We start from the raw sequence: 16,621 nt of genomic DNA on the forward strand, positions 1-16,621 counted from the left end.
TTTTTCAAAATTAAAATGCTCTATCCATGTGCGCGCTCTCCGCGGGAAATGCGCGCAGCATCCGGCTTGACAAAAGTTGACAAATCCTTAAACAAGAACTTGACCGATTGAAAAAGCCAAACCTGTCGCGAGGCAGGGACGGAAAGCCACGGGCCTCTTGTGCGCATCGCCAACGGCGGCGCAGCGGGAGGCAGCCGGGTTGCCGAAGCGAGTTCTTCCTGGGGTGTGCCCCAGGTCCTCATGAAGCGGTGGTGTTCTCCACCGTCTCTTGGAATGCGGAGGGGGTCCGCATTCACTCTCCGGCTTCCCGTCTCCAAGCTTTCCTGGCTGCTCTGTCAAAGGGCGACTGTCGATGCAGGCCTTGGGCCGCATCCATTGTGCTGCGTTGCTTGTCCTCGGACGCGCACAGTGCCGCCTGCTGACAGGCCCACGTGGCTCGGTTCGGGGGACCATGAGAGGAGGGAAGGACCATGGCGGACAAACTTGACGACACGACCAGTATCGGCGAGCATCTTTTCTTTAGTAAACAGCCAATTTTTTCCAAGAATCCAAAGGTATGGGGCTACGAGCTCATCTACCGGGACAGCCCCTGGCTTCTGGCCGGCGGCAATACTGGTGCGGGCATTCCCAGCCGCGCCGCCCAGCTTTCCAAGCGCATGGCCGCCAATGCCTATGCCTTGAATCTTCGCGGCCGCGTGGGCGCGGCCAAGCTCATGGTGCCTTTCTCTGAAACCTCGCTCATGGAGAAGGCCCCCGCCGGCCTGCCCGCCAGCCATACCGTCATTGAACTCAAGGAGTCTCCCAGCGTGGGGCCGGAGGTGCTGGCCGCCGTGGACGCCCTGCGCGATGACGGCTATCTGCTGGCCCTGGACGACTTTGAAGGCCTGCCCGGTTGCGAAGCCCAGCTGGAGCGTGCGGATATTTTACGCATCGACGTCCGCGACAAGCGGCCCGTGCGCATCCTGGAGTCCATGAACAAGGTGGAGGCCGGCAAGGCTCTGCTGGTGGCCAAGGGCGTGGACAGCATCGAGCTGCACAAGCTGGCCCGGGCCCTGGGGTTCAAGCTCTTTCAGGGCGCGTATTACAAGAAGGCCGAAGTCCGGCCGGACCGCTCCCTCACCGCCAGCGAGGCGTCCCGTCTGGAGCTGTTCCGGACCATTGCCGGGCGGCCGGATTTCCCCAAGCTGGCCCAGTCCATCGCCATGGATGCCAGCATTTCCTACCGGCTCCTGGTCTTCCTCAACTCGGCGTATTTCAGTTTCCCGGTGGAGATCACCTCCATCCAGCATGCCGTGGTGCTGCTGGGCTGGGAGCAGATCAAGAACTGGCTGCGGGTGGCCATTCTGACGGACCTGGCGCCTTCGGAAAAAAGCCACGAGCTGGTGCGCATTGCGGCGCAGCGGGCCAGATTCTTCGAGCTGGCCGCCAGCCGCAGCGGCTATCCGGCGGATTTTCAGGACTCACTCTTCCTGCTCGGCCTGTTCTCCCTGCTTGATGCATTGCTGGACATGCCCATGACCGAGGTGGTCAAGGTGCTGCCCATCAACGACGACATCAAGGCCGGCTTGCTGCGGGAGAAGAACGTCTTTGCCGTATGGTTGGAACTGGCCAAGGCCATTGAGGAAACCCAGTGGGACCGGGTGGACAAGGTGGTCAAGCTGCTGCGCATGGAATCCACGGTCATTGCCAATGCGTATTACGATTCCCATGTCCTCACCAACTCCTTCTTCGAGATGAGCCAGTAGGAGCAGACAGCAGCATCACGACACACGACAGCACGGGCCCAAGCGGCCTTGCACATACTGATGACGGGCTCCCCCTTCCCCTCACCTCCCGTCATCTTGCGGCGGCGCCACCCCCCTCAGGCGCCGCCGCGCCTTTTTTGGGGAAAGAGGACACTCGTGAAAAAGGATTCTTGCGAGAGGGGAAGCCTTGTTGCAACAGGTTCTCCCCTCGCGCGCTTTCCCCTTCCAAAACTTTCATAGTGACCTTGAATCACAATAACAGTCTTTGGAAAGGGGGCCTCCCTCGAAAGGGGGAAGAACCTTTCTGTAGAAAGGTTTTCCCCCGAGAGGTCTTTTCAACGGTGATTTGCTCTAATCGCAGGGAGTCTGCTCGGCAAAGCCGCAGCCCTGGGGCGGGGCCGGGGTCTGCATCAGGCCCGGCAGGGAGAACCCCTGGCCGGCAGGCATGGGGAGGGTGGGCGCGCCGGGTACAGCGCCAGTGGCGGCCGGCACCGGCGGCGAGAGCAGTTGCAGCATGCCCGCGGCAGACGCCTGCAAAAACGGCACGGTCTGGCTGCCGGCATGGAGCACGGCAATTTTGTTGCACATGCTCATCACCCAGATGCGCAGCCGGTCTGCGGAGGACGCGGGCACATCCGGCGCGGCGGCATCGGCCACCAGGGCGCGCAGGATTTCGGCCAGGGGCCGGCCTTCCTGCAGGGATGCGTGCATGGCCAGCAGCCGGCGTTCGTCTTCGGCTGTCTTGGCGATGGGGTAGAAGGCCGTCTGTCCCAGCAGCTCCGTGCGGGCCAGCAGGCGCAGCACCGCGGTGCGGCATTCCGGGCACGTGGGAGACACATACAGCTGCAGCGCCGGAGAGGGCACCTCGGTGATGGGCACCGGCGATACCGCACCCCGGCCCAGCCCGGCCACGCTCGCGGCAAAGAGCATGGCCCAGACGATCAGCACCCGCCGCCAGCGCGATCCCGTCGGCCAGGCCGCCAGGGCCGTGGCGCCCAGCACGGCCGCCACCACCAGACAGATCAGGCACGGCACGGTCACGGCCAGCACGCCCAACAGCACGGCATCGAAGGCCAGCGCCGCCGCCAGGCACCAATCTGCCGTCCGGCGCAGCAACGGCAGGCGTCGGCCCACGGAATAGAGCACGGCCAGCAGGAAGAATCCGGCCGCGCCGATCCAATACAGGCTCAGCCCCGCGATGGACGTGCCCTTGAACAGGGCGCAGCCGGCCGTGGTGCAAAAGGGCGTGGTGTAATCCAGGGCAGAGACGGCGCACAGCAGTGCGCCGGCAAGGGCCAGCAGAATTGTCGCCAGGATGCGCATGGAAGATGCCTGCATGGGGACTGGCGCTAGGTAGTTTCGGGTTGATCCAGCCAGCCGCTCAACACTTCCACCAGCTTGCGGGCATGATCCCGGCTGTTGATGGACATCTTGGCCTGCTGCTGCCAGCGGCCCTCGCGCTTGCGGTAGCGGCGGATGCCGAACTTCTCCACGCCGTAGGCTTCTTTCTTGGGGTCCCATTCACGGTAGCGGAACACCACCGTGGCCCAGCCGCCGCTGGAGCTGACCAGATCCTTGGCCAGTTCCTGGACCAGTTCAATGCCGTTTTCTTCGTAGCGGATGGAAATATCATCCAACGGGTTGGCTGCCATCGTAGTGCTCCTTGGGAATCAGGCCGCGCCGGCGCGGTCTTTGGGCAAGAGTTCGGAAAGGGTCACGCCTTGCACGGGCCCGGTCTGGGTCAGCCAGGTAATGAAGTCCCGGATTTTTTCCACCAGCCGGTGCACGGCGTCTTCATTGGGAAAGTGCGGACTCTGGCCGGGCATGAGCTCGGAGGAGTGCAGAAACATGGTGAGCACCTGGCCTTTGCGGCGGCGGTGGATGCGGGCCGCCCAGCGCATGGAGGTCGCCGGGTACCATACCGGCTGGATGCCCACCGCACCCACGGCCGAGAAGTTGGAGAGGATGGCCTGACGCGCCTTGGACGGCAGGGCCTTGGCCAGGGAATGCACCACCCGCGGAGAGGACGGCCAGATGGGAACCATGGTGAGCGGCACTTCGAAGAGGGGCCGGCCATTGGGGTCAGCAGGCTGGAGCCAGTAAGGATCGGCCGGGGCCAGGAAGCGATCCGGCCCGCCGCGGATGTGCCGCAGTGGCGCAATGGAGGCATCCACCTGGATGCCGTACTGGGGCAGCAGGGTCTGCATCTGGCGGCCGAAGTCCCAGCGCCCCATGCGGAAGGATGTGGGCGTCACGCCCAGGCCGGTCTGCAGGGTCTCCAGCAGGGTTTCGAATTTGGCGCGCAGCAGGCGCTCGGGGATCTCGTCCGAGGGCACGGGCTCGGGCTTGCCAAGATCCTCGAAGGGCGGGGTGGACCAGGGATGCAGGTGCGCGCCGATTTCCGCGCCCAGCTCGTCCTGCCAGCGCTTGAGGATGTCCCGGCAGTGGGGATCGTTGGCCACCTGCCAGGAAACCAGCAGGGTGAGGGGGAAGCCCATTTCCTTGGACAGAAATTCAAGCCTGGAGAGGTGGTCCAGGTTCTTGACTGGCGCATTGCGCTGGTACGCCCCTGAAAACAAACCTTCTTCTTCCACATCAATGCTGAGAACGAGCTTCATGCCGTGGCCTCCTGCGCCGTGGCGGCGAGCTGCGAGCCGTGAACCATCTGTCGCATGTCGAAAGCCACCTTCATGCTCTGGCTGGTTTTTTTGTCGAACACGCAGGCAAAGGCGTCCTTCCAGGACGTCAAGGGAAAGGTGTGGGTCAGCAGACCCTGGACGGGAAAGGCCGGATCAGCCAGCAGCTCCAGCGCCAGGGCATACGTCCGCACGCGGGTTCCGTTGTGCATCCCCCAGCTGTAGCAGGAGGTGCCGGTCATGGTCAGTTGCCGGAACCAGAGGCTGGAGACGTCCGCCTTGGAGAGGCTTCCCGCCGTGCCCACCATCACGTACCGGCCCCTGGCCCGCAAGGCAAGCAGGGACTGCTGCACCGAGCCGGAGGACCCCACGCAATCGAACACGCGGTGGCAACCGCCTTCCAGATTGCCGCCGCCCAGGGTGGTCTTGAGCAGCCGCGCCCCCAGGGCCTGCCCCAGGGCGGCCAGGTTCGGAGACATGAGCACCTGATCCGCCCCGCCGGCCAGGGCCAGATCCCGCTGAAAATTCCGCCGTGCCGCCACCACCAGCCTGGCCGTGCTGCCCAGGGCCCGCAGGCAGCGGATGAGGTGCTGGCCGATGATGCCCGCTCCCAGCACCAGCACGGTTTCGTGCTTCTCGGGAATGTTGTCCAGCGCCGGCTGCAGGGCCGAGGCCAGGGAATCCACCAGGATGGCGCGTTCGTCGGACATGGTGTCCGGCACGGGGTGGAGCATGGCGCGATGGGCCATGCACTGCTCGGCCATGCCGCCGCCCAGGGTGGCGTTGTATCCCAGAACCACGCCGGGGGCGATGTCGCCCTCGGTGAAGCGTTCGCACAGGTTGGTGTCGCCGTGGCGGCAGGGCTCGCACAGGGGGAGTCCGCGCACGGCGCAGTGCAGCACGGGTTCAATCACCACGCGCTGTCCTGGCTGCAGCGTGGAATCCGCCGGCGGTGTGAGGATTTCCGCCAGCACCTCATGCCCCAGCACGGCCGGGAACGAGCCGTAGGGCTCCAGCAGCAGGGATTCCGCCGCCCGCAGCAGGTTCAGATCCGAGCCGCAGATGCCGCACATCCGCACGCGGCACACGGCAAAGTCGGTGCTGCGCGGGCCAAGGGCGCGGGCCGGGTCCGGCGTCGGGATCTCCTGCAGGGCCAGGGGCGCCAAGCCGGGCAGGAACCGTCGCGGCGCAAGCCGGGCGGCGAGCATGCCCGCCAGGTAATGCGGGACGGATTTTCTGTAGACAAGTGCGCGCATTGTCGAGTCCAATCGGAGGCAAAACAGATGATGGTGCGGCCCTGATACCCAATTGGGCCGTGGGAGACAAGGGCTTGCATGGCGGCCCCAAGTCTTGACTTGCCCGAACTGCCGGCATGGGGTAGATGGTCATCCACTTCTACTGCTGACACGGCGCCTGCAATCCTGCCGGATGCGCGCCTCCTCATCGCATAGCTTCCTTGATGTTCACCTGTAACGGACGGTTTTTCAGCATGGGTAGACGAAGCGGCGTCGGTTCTTCCTCCGTTCTCAAGCTCTCTTTCAGGATCGCCAAGCATCCCTGGATTGCCAGCAAGCTCGCCAAGCTCCAGGTGGAAAAGTGGCTGTTCAACCAGATTGCCTCGCCCTCCACCAAGGACGGCATGGCCCGTCAGGTGCGTCAGGTGTCCATCCGCATCACGGACATCTGCAACCTGCGCTGCATCATGTGCGGTCAGTGGGGTCCCACCGGCTTTCTGCACGGCAAGGACCTGCGCGAGCTCAAGCGCGAGGAGGTCTCCCCCGTCCGCTACATCGAATGCCTGGAAGATCTGGTGGCCCATGGGCATCATCCCATCGTGTACCTGTGGGGCGGCGAACCCACCATGTACGACGGCTGGCTGGACGTGCTGAACGCCTGCAAGCGCCTCAAGCTGCCCACGGCCATCGCCACCAACGGCACCCGCCTGGCCCAGCACGCCCAGGCCATCGTGGATTCCCGCATGTTCCTGCTGCAGATCTCCATCGACGGGCCGGACAAGGAAATCCACAACCGCATCCGCCGCGGCGTGGGCAGTGCAGACAGCTACACCGCCATCCAGGAGGGCATTGCCGCCGTGCGCGAGGCCCGGAGCAAGTCCGGCGGCGAGCTGCCTCTCATCGCCTCGCTGACCACCGTCTCCAAGGAAAACTACCAGCACCTGACCGGCATTTACGAGGCCTACAAGGACAAGGTGGATCTCTTCGTGTTCTATCCTGCCTGGTGGATCGACGAAGAAAGCGCCGACGCCCATGCCAAGGATTTTCAGCGCCGCTTCGGTTTTGAGCCCGCGCTGCATCGCGGCTGGGTGGGCGGCTGGAAACCCTCGGACTATGCCGAACTGGACGCCCAGCTCCAGAAGCTCAAGGAGCTTGGCAAGCAGCCCGGTTCCCCGCCGGTGATCCTCATCCCGGACATCTCCGGCGTGGACAACCTGCACAAGTATTACACCGATCACAAAGAAAGCTTCGGCTTCGATCAGTGCATCTCCATCTGCCAGGTGGTGGAAATCGATTCCAACGGGGACATCTCCCCCTGCCGCGACTATCACGACTACGTCGTCGGCAACATCAAGGATCATACCATCACCGAGCTGTGGAATTCCGAACGGTTCCGCATCTTCCGCAAGTCCCTGGCGCAGGACGGCCTCATGCCCGTGTGCACCCGTTGCTGCGGGTTGATGGGGTACTAAGAGGGTGAGCGTTCGGGGGAACCCGGTTCCCCCGAGCCCCCTCCAACAGGGGATGCGTGTGCACGAAATGTCGTCCTCACGGCCGGCACGGGTTGTCCTGTTGCTGCAGGATCTGCACGTGGGCGGCACGCAGCGGCAGGCCCTGGAGCTGGCCGCCCGGCTGGATCGGGCGCGGTTTTCTCCGGAAATCTGGACCATGATGGCCGGGCAGGCCATGCTGGACCGGGCGCAGCTGCCCGGCCTGGCCGACGTGCCCGTGCGCCGGCTCTCCCCCTTGTCCTTCGTGGGACCGGACGCCGTGCTGCGTCTGGGCCTGGAGCTGGCCCGGCAACAGGTGGATGTGCTGCTGTGCCTCACCGCCGTGCCCAATATCTGGGGGCGGGCGTGGGGGCAGATCTGCCGCAGGCTGGGACGGCGGCCCGTCATCGTGGGCACCTGCCGCGGCGGCGGCGCACCCGTGCGGCAGCACGAGCGCCGGCTGTGGGCCTGGGCCGATCATCACATTTCCAACACCCATGCCCTGGCCCGGGTCCTGACGCAGGACTGCGGCGTGCCAGCGGCGCGCATCAGCGTGGTCCACAACGGGGTGGATCTGGACCGCTTCCGCATGACGCCGCGGCCGGCCGCCACTGCCCGGAGCGAGGACGAGGGCGGGCCGGTGTTTGTCCATCTGGCGCGTCTGGTGGAGGACAAGGACCACGCCACCAGCCTGCGCGCCTTTGCCGCCCTGCTGCAAACGGTTCCCCGGGCCACGTTGCGGCTGGTGGGCGACGGCCCCCGGCGAGCCGAGCTGGAAGCCCTGGCCGACACCCTGCTGCCCGGCGAGGCGCGGCCGCGTCTGCAGTTCGACGGCGAACGGCTGGATGTGGAAGCCGTGCTGCGCGATGCCGACGTGCTGGTGCTCTCGTCCATCCGCGAGGCCATGCCCAACGTGATTCTGGAGGCCATGTCCACGGGCCTGCCGGTGATCGCCACGGAGGTGGGCGGGGTGGGGGAGATGGTGATCCAGGATCACACGGGGCTGCTGGTGCCGGCAGGGGATGCCCAGGCCATGGGGCAGGCCATGGCGCGACTGGCGCAGGACGCCACCCTGCGCGAAGCCATGGGCCGGGCCGGCCGGGCCCGCGCTGTGGCGCAATTTTCCTTCGAAGCCATGGCTCGCGGCCACGAGGCGGTGTTCGCCCGGCGGCTGGAGCAACGAGACGGGAGGGCAGGCTGATGGCGCGCATTGTGTATGGCGTGATGGGCGATTCCCGGGGGCACCTGTCCCGTTCCCTGGCCGTGGCCGGCGAGCTCTCGCGCCACGAGATCATTTTTGCCGGCGGCGGACTGGTGGAGACGGTGCGGCAGCAGGGCTACCGGTCCATCTCCCTGCCCATGCTGGGGACCATCCTGCGCAACGGCGCCGTGGACACCATGGCCACCCTGGCCAATACCGCCCGGGAGCTGCTGCGCCGTCGCGCCACCCTGGCCGCCCTGCGCCGGGAGCTGGAGGCCCTCAGGCCGGATCTGGTCGTCACGGATTACGAATACTTCACGCCCCTGGCCGCCCGCCAGTTGGGCCTGCCGTGCATCTCCATCGACCATCAGCACGTCGTCACGCATACCCGGTACGAGACGCCCCCCGGTCAGCGCTGGAACCGGTTGTGCACCTCGCTGCCGATCCGGCTGCTGTTCAGCAATGCGGAACGGTTTCTGGTCAGTTCTTTTTTCGCCCCGCCCGTGGCCGAGCCGGCGCGGGTGGAGCTGTTCGGCCCGGTGCTGCGGCCCCAGCCGCTGCAATACACGGCCGGCACGGGCGAGCATGTGCTGGTATATCTGCGGGGGGCATCCCTCAAGGCCGTGACCGAGCTGCTGGACGGCCGCGAACGCCGGTATGTGATCTACGGCTTCGGCGAGGGCCGGGGCACGGCCAATTGCGCGTTCAAAAAGGCGTCTGTGGACGGCTTTCTGGAAGATTTGACCACGGCTGCGGCCGTGCTCTCCAATGGCGGGCATTCCCTGCTGTCGGAATCCTTCCATTTTGGCAAGCCGGTGTGCTGTGTGCCCACGGGCATGTTCTATGAGCAGTACCTGAACGCCTGGTTCGTGGAGCAGCTGGGCTACGGCCGCCTGATGCCGGACATCGCCCGCCGGGAAATCCTGGACGACTTCGAGGCGCGCATCCCCGCCTTTGCAGCCAATCTGGCCGGCAAGTCCTTCCATGGCAACGCCGCCCTGGCTGCCCGGGTGGAGGCGTTGCTGTAGGGCAAGTTATCTTTGAGAGGAGTTCTCGGAGGAAGAACCTTTCTAAAGACTTGTATTGTGATGTAAGGTCACGATCAACGTGTTGGAAGGGGAAAGCGCGGGAGGGGAAACCGTTTGCAAACGGTTTCCCCTCCCGCACAGATCTTTTTCAAGAACACATTCCCTAGAACATGTCCTTCTCGTTGTCGGCCAATGTCTTCTCGATGACTTCCTGCAGCGCCGGGGGCAGGCCCTGGATGTCCACATTGAGGAAGCCGCGCACGATGGTGGAGGTGGCTTCGTCCTCGTCCATGCCGCGGGCCATGAGGTATTCGATCTCTTCCTGATCGATCTTGCCCACGGCGGCTTCGTGGGAGAGCTCCACGCCGTCCACATCGGCAATCAGTTCGGGAATGGCGTGGATCATGCCGCCGCCCAGGATCAAGCCCTTGCATTCCAGATGGCCCTTGGCCGGCACATGGGTGCCGGAGATGCGGCCGCGGTTGATGATGACGCCACCCGTGGTCAGGGTGCGGGCGATGATTTCCGTGCGCGTGTTGGGCGCATTGAGGATCACCTCGCTGCCGGCGTCCACGTAGGAACCGGGAGGCGTGACCACCACGGAGTTGAAACGGGCCACGGCGCCTTCGCCGTTAAGGCTGATCTTGGGGTACATCTGCAAGTCTTTCACAGGCTTGAGCAGGATGTAGTTGTTGATGAACACCCCGCCTTCCTCCACCACGCCGGCAGAGCGCGGCCGCACGGTGGTGTCCTCACCCCAGTTGTGGATCATGGTGAAGGACAGTTTTCCGCCCTTTTTGATATAGAATTCGGAGATGCCCATGTGCGCGGCGCCCTTGGCGTCATGGGCCACGGCGCAGCCGGTGATGATGTGCAGCTCCGAATCCTCTTCCACAATGATGATGTTGTGGACGTTCTGCCCCACCTGATTGCCTTTGATGAACAGGCAGGACTGGACGGGATCGGTAACTTTTGCGCCTTTTTCCGTGCGGATGAAGTAACCGCCGTGCAGGTTGTCCCGTGCGCCGCGGGTGAAGTCGTCCTTTTCGGGGTCCACGAGCTTCCACATGTAGTCCGGCAGGCCGTCGTACTTTTCCAGGGCGGCCTTGATGTCCAGGATCTCCACGCCTTTGTGGTTGGTTTTGCAATGGACGTTGGAGTGGTTCATGTGCACGAAGGAGCCGCTGCGCATGCGCTCATCCACGTCCACGCCAGCCATGAGCAGGGAATGCTTGTCATCGGCGCTCAGGGTGTGCAGATCCGCGATGGGAGCCGCCTCCGCCCCGGTGAACTTGAAGGATTTGAGATCTATGGGAGTGGGCATGGTATTTCTCCAGTGTCGTCAAGGGGCTACAGGGGGGCTAGTTCAGGCAGCGCACGCATTCCTGGTAGCCGAACTTGCCGACGTGGTCGAGGATGTCGCGGGGGTTGGCCTCGCAGCACAGGTGGCCGTTGAAGAGCACTTGGCCGCGGTCTGCGTTGATGTAGTCCAGGATGTAGCCGGTATGGGTGATGATGAGTCCGGACGTGCTCTTGCGGGTGGCCTTTTTGGCCTTCATGGAGAGCTTGGGGTCCGGCTCCACCTCGCCGCGCAGCAGTTCGCGCACGGTTCTGCCGATGAGGTGCATGTTTTCCAGATCCACGCCGGATTCCGGCTCATCGAAGAGCACCAGGGAGGGCTGCTGGGCCATGAGCTGGAGCAGTTCGGAGCGTTTGATTTCGCCGCCGGAGAAGCCGGCATTGATGTCGCGGTCCAGGAAATGATCGAAGTTGACCTTCTGGGCCAGGCCTTCCACATCCACCTCGCGGCCCTGGGCGCACATCTTCACCAGATGGCGGGTCTTGAGGCCGTGGATGGTTGGAGGGCGCTGGAAGCTCATGCCGATGCCCAGGCGGGCGCGTTCGTAGATGGGGGCGTGGGTGATGTCCACGCCTTTGAAGGTGATTTTGCCTTGCGTGATCGTATAGTTGCCAAAGCCCATGAGGGTCATGAGCAGGGTGGTTTTGCCGGAGCCGTTGGGGCCAAAGAGGATGAACGTCTCGTTTTCCGCAATCTCCAGGTTGATGCCCTTGAGCACGGGACGATCGGCCACCATGGCGTGGAGATCCTCGATGATGAGCATGGGCGCTCCTTTGGGATGATCGAGTGGTATCATGGCGTCCTTGGGGGTGCGACACGCCGCCTGGTTGCAGGAGAAACAACCCTCGACCGGCCGCCCATGCTGCGTGTCCTGGCGGCTGGACAGCGGCGCGGGCAGGATGGTATGCCCTGTGCAGAGCTCACCGAGGGTGCGACCGGTTTTTTACTTAATCACTTCCGTGTGAATTGTCATGCCTCCTGCCCCGGATTTCTGCAGTGAGCGCATGCATTTCCCAGACTATTTTCCGCCAAGGACGTTTCATGGTGCAGATTCTGGCAACAATCCTGCTGGTGTTGATGGTTTGTTCCCCTGCCGCCCATGCGGCGGAGCCAAAAGCCGGCACCGCGGGGACGCACAAGCGCGTGGACGCCATGCCCAGATCCAAGACCCTGCCGGGTCTGCGTTTTGGCATGAGTCAGCAAGAGGTGCATCAAATCCTCAAGCGCATCAACGGCAACGAAGACGCCGTGCTGCTGACCACCATCTGCGGCATTCCCCTGGGGCTGGACGTGCTGGAAGGCGCACCCCTCTTTACCACAGACACCAACATCACCATGGCCAAGGCCCACGCCTACGAGCCGATGTTCTTTTACAACAACCAGCTCATCGCCATCAAACGCACCCTGCGCACCCTGGACGAGCTGACGGCCCTCAAGCGCGAGTTCCCCTCGGGGCGGTTCCGGTTCCATCATTTCCCGGGCGTGGATGAGCCCCTCAGGGTGTTCCAGGCCAAGGACCGCGGGCGGGTCATCTTCACCAACCAGCATTCGGACATCTTTATTTTCGATGAAGCCTTGCGCAGCCATGTGCTGGCCGGCCTCACCGGCTCGTATTGCTGGCACACCAAGTCATTCGGGCCAAACCAGCAGGGATTTGTGCAGGAATATGCCACCTGCGTGCGTTACCGCGGGGACATTCCCGCCGCGCGCCTGCAGCAGGATCTGGCCAGTTGCCAGAAGTTCTGCAAGGAGACGCCGGCGTATCTGGCCTCGCCCCAGTGCCCGGCCATCTGCCAGGAGGCGCATGCCCGGGCTGGGCGATAGAGCATTTTGATCTTGAAAAAGGACATNCAGTGCCTGGAAGACGGAAGAACCTTTCTTCAGAAAGGTTTCCCCCCGAGAACTCCTTCTAGGGGCGGAGGTCCGGCGGGGTCGGCCCTCAGTTGATGGAGAGATTGTCGATCTTGGGATCCAGCCGCTTGGCCTGGGCCATGTCCTGCTGGGCCTTGGCGTTCTGGCCGAGATTGAGCCAGCTGAAGCTGCGGTTGGCATACGCCCGGGCCGAGGTGGGCCGGAGCCGCAGGGCCTCGGTGTAGTCGGCGATGGCTTTGTGGTCGTCGCCGAGCATGGTATAGGCGTTGCCGCGGTTAATGAAGGCCACATAGTCCGGGGCGTTGTCGATGGAGTGCGTGAAGTCCCGGATGGCCGAGGCCGGATCGTTGCGCGTCAAATAGATGTAGCCGCGATTGTTGAAAATGTACGTCAGCAGATGGTCGCCGCCATCCAGCGCCCGGGAGTTCACCACCTGGGTGTAGAGTTCCAGCGCGGTGGGCAGATCCTTTTCCTGCTGCGCCTTGATGGCCTGGTTGGCGATGGAGATGACGGTATAGTCCTCCTCAGTCTCCACCGCGAGCACCGGGGCGACCCAACAGCAGCCGAGCCAGCAAACGGACATCAGGGCCAGAACAGAACGAAACATGCGCGAACTCCTGTAAGCATGTTGGTTGCAGGCGGCCGCCTACGCCTGCTGCACCGGGGGCAGGGTGGGGATCATGGGCGGCAGATGGGCCCAGGGTGTCTTGGCGATGGCTGTCTCAATGGACGCCGCCAGGGGCAGCCCGGCATCTTCCCCGGCATTTTCGGTAGCAATTTCCGGTCCAGATTGTGTGTCGGCCATCTCTTTGATGCCCGGCAACGTTTCATCCAGTGCCTGGGCCAGACCGGACACGCCCTGCGGATGCCAGGCCTGCCACAAGTCATACGCCTTCCAGTATTTTCCCAATCTGAGGAAGCATAAGCCAAGAAACAGCGTGGCGTGGTCGCGCTGGTGGGCAGGGCCGTTTTCCGTCAGGGCCAGGGCGCGTTGAAATTCCACCCGGGCCTGGATGTACTGGCCCAGATCGTACAGGCAGCGGCCCAGGCACAGGCGGGGCATGGCTTCCTGCGGCGCTTCCTTGACAAATGTGCGGAAGTGGAGGGCGGCTTCGTCCAGATTTCCGGCGGCCAGGGCCACATTGCCGTCCCGGGCCAGGGCCACGCGGCGGGCCATGGCGTCTGCGTCTGCCTGTTCGGCAGCCTGTTTGCGTTTGGTGTCTTCGGTCTGCGGGCGGTTTTTTTCCGCCAGTTCCTTGACGCCGGGCGGCACCAGTTTGGCAAACAGTTGCCGCCGGGAGATGTTCGGCGGTCCATCGTCTTTTTTCGGGGGCATGATGACGCTCCTTGCAGAAAGCGCCATTGTAGTGCGGCGGCGGATTGCGGTCAATCATGCGGCCGGTGGGCCCAAAAAAGCCCCCCCGGGCCCTGGCAGGTGGACCCGGGGGGGCAGTGAGGCAGTTGCGTGAGCAGGTTAGCCGATGAGCTGCATGGCCATTCTGGGCAGAGAGTTGGCCTGCGAGAGCATGGCGACGGCAGACTGGGTCAGAATCTGCTGGCGGACGAACTCCGTCATTTCCAGGGAGACATCCACGTCGCTGATGCGCGATTCGGCGGACTGCAGGTTTTCAGCCTGGATTTCCAGGTTGGTGATGGTGTTCTGCAGACGGTTCTGCAGCGCGCCCAGGTTGGCGCGGATGATATCCTTGGAGACGATGGCCGTGCGCAGGGCCACCAGGGCCTTCTGGGCGGAATCCTGCGTGGAGATGGAGAATCCGTTCACCCCGGCGGCAGCCTGGTTGCCCACGCCCAGGGAGGACGCGGTGGCCGAGCTGATCTGGACGTAGTAGTAGTCTTCCGCGCTGTCGTTGTCCGTACCGAAGTGGACCTTCAACCGACCGGTGGAAACCAGACCAGTACCATCATGGCTGGAGCTGGAGAGGTTGCCGTTGAGCAGGTACAGCCCGTTGAAGTCCGTGGCATTGGCGATTCGGGTGATTTCCGAGGCCATGGCCTGGTATTCGGAGTCGATGATCAAGCGCTGGTCGGAGGTGTACGTGCCGGTAGCGGCCTGTTCCGCCAATTCCTTCATGCGGATGAGCTTTTCGTCGATGACGCCGAGGGCCCCGTCCGCAGTCTGGATCAGGGAGATGGCGTCATTGGCGTTGCGCACGCCCTGGTTCAGGGCAGTGATGTCCGCGCGCATGAGTTCACGAATGGCCAGACCGGCTGCGTCGTCGGCAGCAGAGTTCACCCGCAGGCCGGAAGACAGACGTTCCACAGAGGTTCCCAGATTGCTGTACGAATTGCGCAGGTTCCGGGAGGCACCCATTGCCATCATGTTATGGTTGATAGTCAGAGACATAGCCGTTCCTCCTTGAAGGGGTTCATTGCTTCCTTGCAGTGCACCGGACGACTGGATTGCCGTGGTTTTGCGTTCACCTCCTCTTGGGCATGTTTTCCCCGGTGACATCTCTGCTATCGGCCTCTTCCGGAGAAACTTAATCCCGAAGCTCGCGATTCTGCCACTGCGGCAATCAAATTATGGTGCAGCGAAGGACAGCAGAAGGGCAGGAGGTGTTCGCACTGTTCCACAAGGGGCTTTCCCCGCCAGGGAGGAACCCCAGCGAGCATGCCAACAACCCGATAATATGAAGTTATTTGGTGTGCCTTGCGGGAGGCAACGGGAGGAGGAACGGGCAGGCCCACCGCCGCTTATGCGGGCGCAACACAGCATGCGTTGCATGCTCGGACGGCGGGGAGAGGGCAGTCAGCAGGGCGGGGTGTCGCCTTGCGAAACACCCCGCACGCCTGCCAACGCAAATACCGCAGCAGGTGAACTCAGGCGAAATCCGCCGGCTCCAGTGCCTCCAGCCGGGGGCCGGCCTCCTGGCCCAGAAGCGAGAGCCCAAGGAAAAATGGCGTCACTGGCTCCAAATGCAGCTCGAAGGTGTCCGTAAAGAAGTTCGTGAACATTTCCTTCACCTTGCCATTGGTGGAGGCCAGCCAGACATGCCCGGTCTGGATGTTCCAGGCCACTTCGAACACCGCCGGTACAGGCAGCGCCCGGGCCATCAGCCGCAACCGCACCTGCTCCTTGAGTTCCTTCTTCTGGTTGCGCCCCACGAACTTCTGGCCCTTTTGCCGGGCCTCGCGCTCGGCATCCACCAGCGAGAGTTCAAAGTACTTCTTGAACACTGCGGGCGACACTCGACGAGTCTCCAGTCTAAGGTTAAACACGAAGTAGTCGCCTTTCTGGGGGCTGCCCTCGCCCCAGGTGGTGTCCAGCCAGTTGTCGGCGTTGGACCAGCCGAAGCTGCGCTCCTCGGCGCTTTGGTCAATGTCCTTGAAGGCGAACCGGCGGAGCCGCTCCGGAATCTCCATCCATAAGGAAGAGGGAACCTCCTCCACAATGCGATAGCGCGCAATGCTGGCGCTGGCCGAGCAAAATCCCATGCCGTCCTCCGTGGGTGATGATGATCCCGCGGTCTACCGCAAAAGGGATCAGGCGTCATCCCCGGAAATGGCCGCTGCAATATCCTGAAATAATGAATGAAAAAAAGTGAAAAAGTTGCTTGACTCCGGCGCTGGTTTCGTGGATAAGCGCTTCTCCCGACGAGGAACGAGCCCGACGCCTTCCACTTCGCGGCCAGAGCGGCCGACAGAAAAAACGAAGGCAGATGAAAAAAAGGGTTGACGGCCTCGGAGGGAAGATGTAAGCAGTCTCTCCGCTCGACGCGAAAGCCGAGGGCGAAACGAGAGAAGCTCTCTGAAAACCGACAGTGAACACTTCCATCGGCGGCGCGAAGGTGCGGCGGGTGGTGCTTCGGCAAAGCGGGTTTGGGACACTGAGTGTCCTGGGGCGGCGAGCCGGCCTCGAAAAAAAATCGAGGAAAGCGAAAAAAGGTGTTGACGAACGCGGCGAGGTTCTGTAGAAACTGATCCTTCGCGCTGACGAGAACGGCAACGACCCAGACGGGACGGCGCCGGGTGGCAGCGGGAAGGGCGGGAGCTGCAGGCTTCTGCGAGAGCAGCTGGTTCGGGCGAGAGTCCG

At 63.4% G+C, this 16,621-nt stretch carries 15 protein-coding genes and 1 riboswitch; of the genes, 5 read left to right on the plus strand and 10 right to left on the minus strand.

Translation table 11 applies throughout. The features are described 5' to 3' along the window. Nucleotides 1-105 precede the first annotated feature (105 nt). Nucleotides 106-207, plus strand: a riboswitch (cyclic di-GMP riboswitch). Between the two features lie 263 nt (nt 208-470). Continuing rightward, on the plus strand, nt 471-1,745 hold the full coding sequence (locus DGI_RS16235; RefSeq protein ID WP_021762325.1) for an EAL and HDOD domain-containing protein: 1,275 nt from the start codon (nt 471-473) through the stop codon (nt 1,743-1,745). A 351-nt stretch (nt 1,746-2,096) separates the two neighbouring features. Here DGI_RS16235 and DGI_RS16240 read toward each other — a convergent pair whose 3' ends face one another. From DGI_RS16240 to DGI_RS16255, 4 genes are read right to left on the minus strand one after another with little or no spacing between them, the layout of a single operon-like run. Then, entirely contained in the window at nt 2,097-3,083 is a 987-nt protein-coding gene (locus DGI_RS16240) for a hypothetical protein (RefSeq protein ID WP_144284224.1), read from the minus strand. A gap of 11 nt (nt 3,084-3,094) precedes the next feature. Further along, entirely contained in the window at nt 3,095-3,397 is a 303-nt protein-coding gene (locus tag DGI_RS16245; RefSeq protein ID WP_021762328.1) for a hypothetical protein, read from the minus strand. Between the two features lie 18 nt (nt 3,398-3,415). Further along, nucleotides 3,416-4,363, minus strand: coding sequence for a polysaccharide deacetylase family protein (locus DGI_RS16250; protein WP_021762329.1), 948 nt, complete (start codon nt 4,361-4,363; stop codon nt 3,416-3,418). Further along, entirely contained in the window at nt 4,360-5,637 is a 1,278-nt protein-coding gene (locus DGI_RS16255; RefSeq protein WP_021762331.1) for a zinc-dependent alcohol dehydrogenase, read from the minus strand. Before DGI_RS16255 ends, DGI_RS16250 begins: the two co-directional genes overlap by 4 nt. Before the next feature lie 233 nt (nt 5,638-5,870). Between DGI_RS16255 and DGI_RS16260 the strand changes: the two genes are divergently transcribed. The 3 genes from DGI_RS16260 to DGI_RS16270 all read left to right on the plus strand — a co-directional run bounded on the left by DGI_RS16260 (nt 5,871) and on the right by DGI_RS16270 (nt 9,335). Beyond that, the gene (locus DGI_RS16260; protein ID WP_021762333.1) at nt 5,871-7,088 is read left to right on the plus strand and encodes a radical SAM protein; all 1,218 of its coding nucleotides are present in this window, start codon (nt 5,871-5,873) and stop codon (nt 7,086-7,088) included. A 67-nt stretch (nt 7,089-7,155) separates the two neighbouring features. Continuing rightward, nucleotides 7,156-8,307, plus strand: a complete 1,152-nt coding sequence (locus DGI_RS16265) for a glycosyltransferase (protein WP_034608189.1) — start codon at nt 7,156-7,158, stop codon at nt 8,305-8,307. Then, nucleotides 8,307-9,335, plus strand: coding sequence for a glycosyltransferase family protein (locus DGI_RS16270; protein ID WP_021762338.1), 1,029 nt, complete (start codon nt 8,307-8,309; stop codon nt 9,333-9,335). The genes DGI_RS16265 and DGI_RS16270 overlap by 1 nt, the downstream gene beginning before the upstream one ends. A gap of 163 nt (nt 9,336-9,498) precedes the next feature. On the opposite strand, the gene DGI_RS16275 is transcribed toward DGI_RS16270, so the two are convergent. Together DGI_RS16275 and DGI_RS16280 are read right to left on the minus strand one after the other, a co-directional pair. Further along, a complete protein-coding gene (locus tag DGI_RS16275; protein WP_021762339.1) occupies nt 9,499-10,659 on the minus strand; it encodes a SufB/SufD family protein in 1,161 nt (386 codons plus the stop codon). Between the two features lie 37 nt (nt 10,660-10,696). After that, the gene (locus DGI_RS16280) at nt 10,697-11,458 is read right to left on the minus strand and encodes an ABC transporter ATP-binding protein (RefSeq protein ID WP_021762340.1); all 762 of its coding nucleotides are present in this window, start codon (nt 11,456-11,458) and stop codon (nt 10,697-10,699) included. A 278-nt stretch (nt 11,459-11,736) separates the two neighbouring features. Here DGI_RS16280 and DGI_RS16285 point away from each other — a divergent pair, with 278 nt between their 5' ends. Next, entirely contained in the window at nt 11,737-12,519 is a 783-nt protein-coding gene (locus DGI_RS16285; protein WP_021762341.1) for a hypothetical protein, read from the plus strand. A 115-nt stretch (nt 12,520-12,634) separates the two neighbouring features. Here the strand turns inward: DGI_RS16285 and DGI_RS17595 are convergent, their stop codons facing one another. The 4 genes from DGI_RS17595 to rdgC form a co-directional block, all read right to left on the minus strand. Further along, entirely contained in the window at nt 12,635-13,174 is a 540-nt protein-coding gene (locus DGI_RS17595; protein ID WP_021762342.1) for a tetratricopeptide repeat protein, read from the minus strand. A 39-nt stretch (nt 13,175-13,213) separates the two neighbouring features. Then, nucleotides 13,214-13,903, minus strand: coding sequence for a tetratricopeptide repeat protein (locus tag DGI_RS16295; RefSeq protein ID WP_027193367.1), 690 nt, complete (start codon nt 13,901-13,903; stop codon nt 13,214-13,216). Nucleotides 13,904-14,041: 138 nt separating this feature from the next. Then, nucleotides 14,042-14,932, minus strand: coding sequence for a flagellin N-terminal helical domain-containing protein (locus tag DGI_RS16300; protein WP_021762344.1), 891 nt, complete (start codon nt 14,930-14,932; stop codon nt 14,042-14,044). A gap of 476 nt (nt 14,933-15,408) precedes the next feature. Further along, nucleotides 15,409-16,023, minus strand: a complete 615-nt coding sequence (gene rdgC, locus DGI_RS16305) for a recombination-associated protein RdgC (protein WP_021762346.1) — start codon at nt 16,021-16,023, stop codon at nt 15,409-15,411. Between the last annotated feature and the right edge of the window lie 598 nt (nt 16,024-16,621).

Source organism: Megalodesulfovibrio gigas DSM 1382 = ATCC 19364, assembly GCF_000468495.1.
In the GTDB taxonomy this organism is placed as follows: domain Bacteria; phylum Desulfobacterota; class Desulfovibrionia; order Desulfovibrionales; family Desulfovibrionaceae; genus Megalodesulfovibrio; species Megalodesulfovibrio gigas.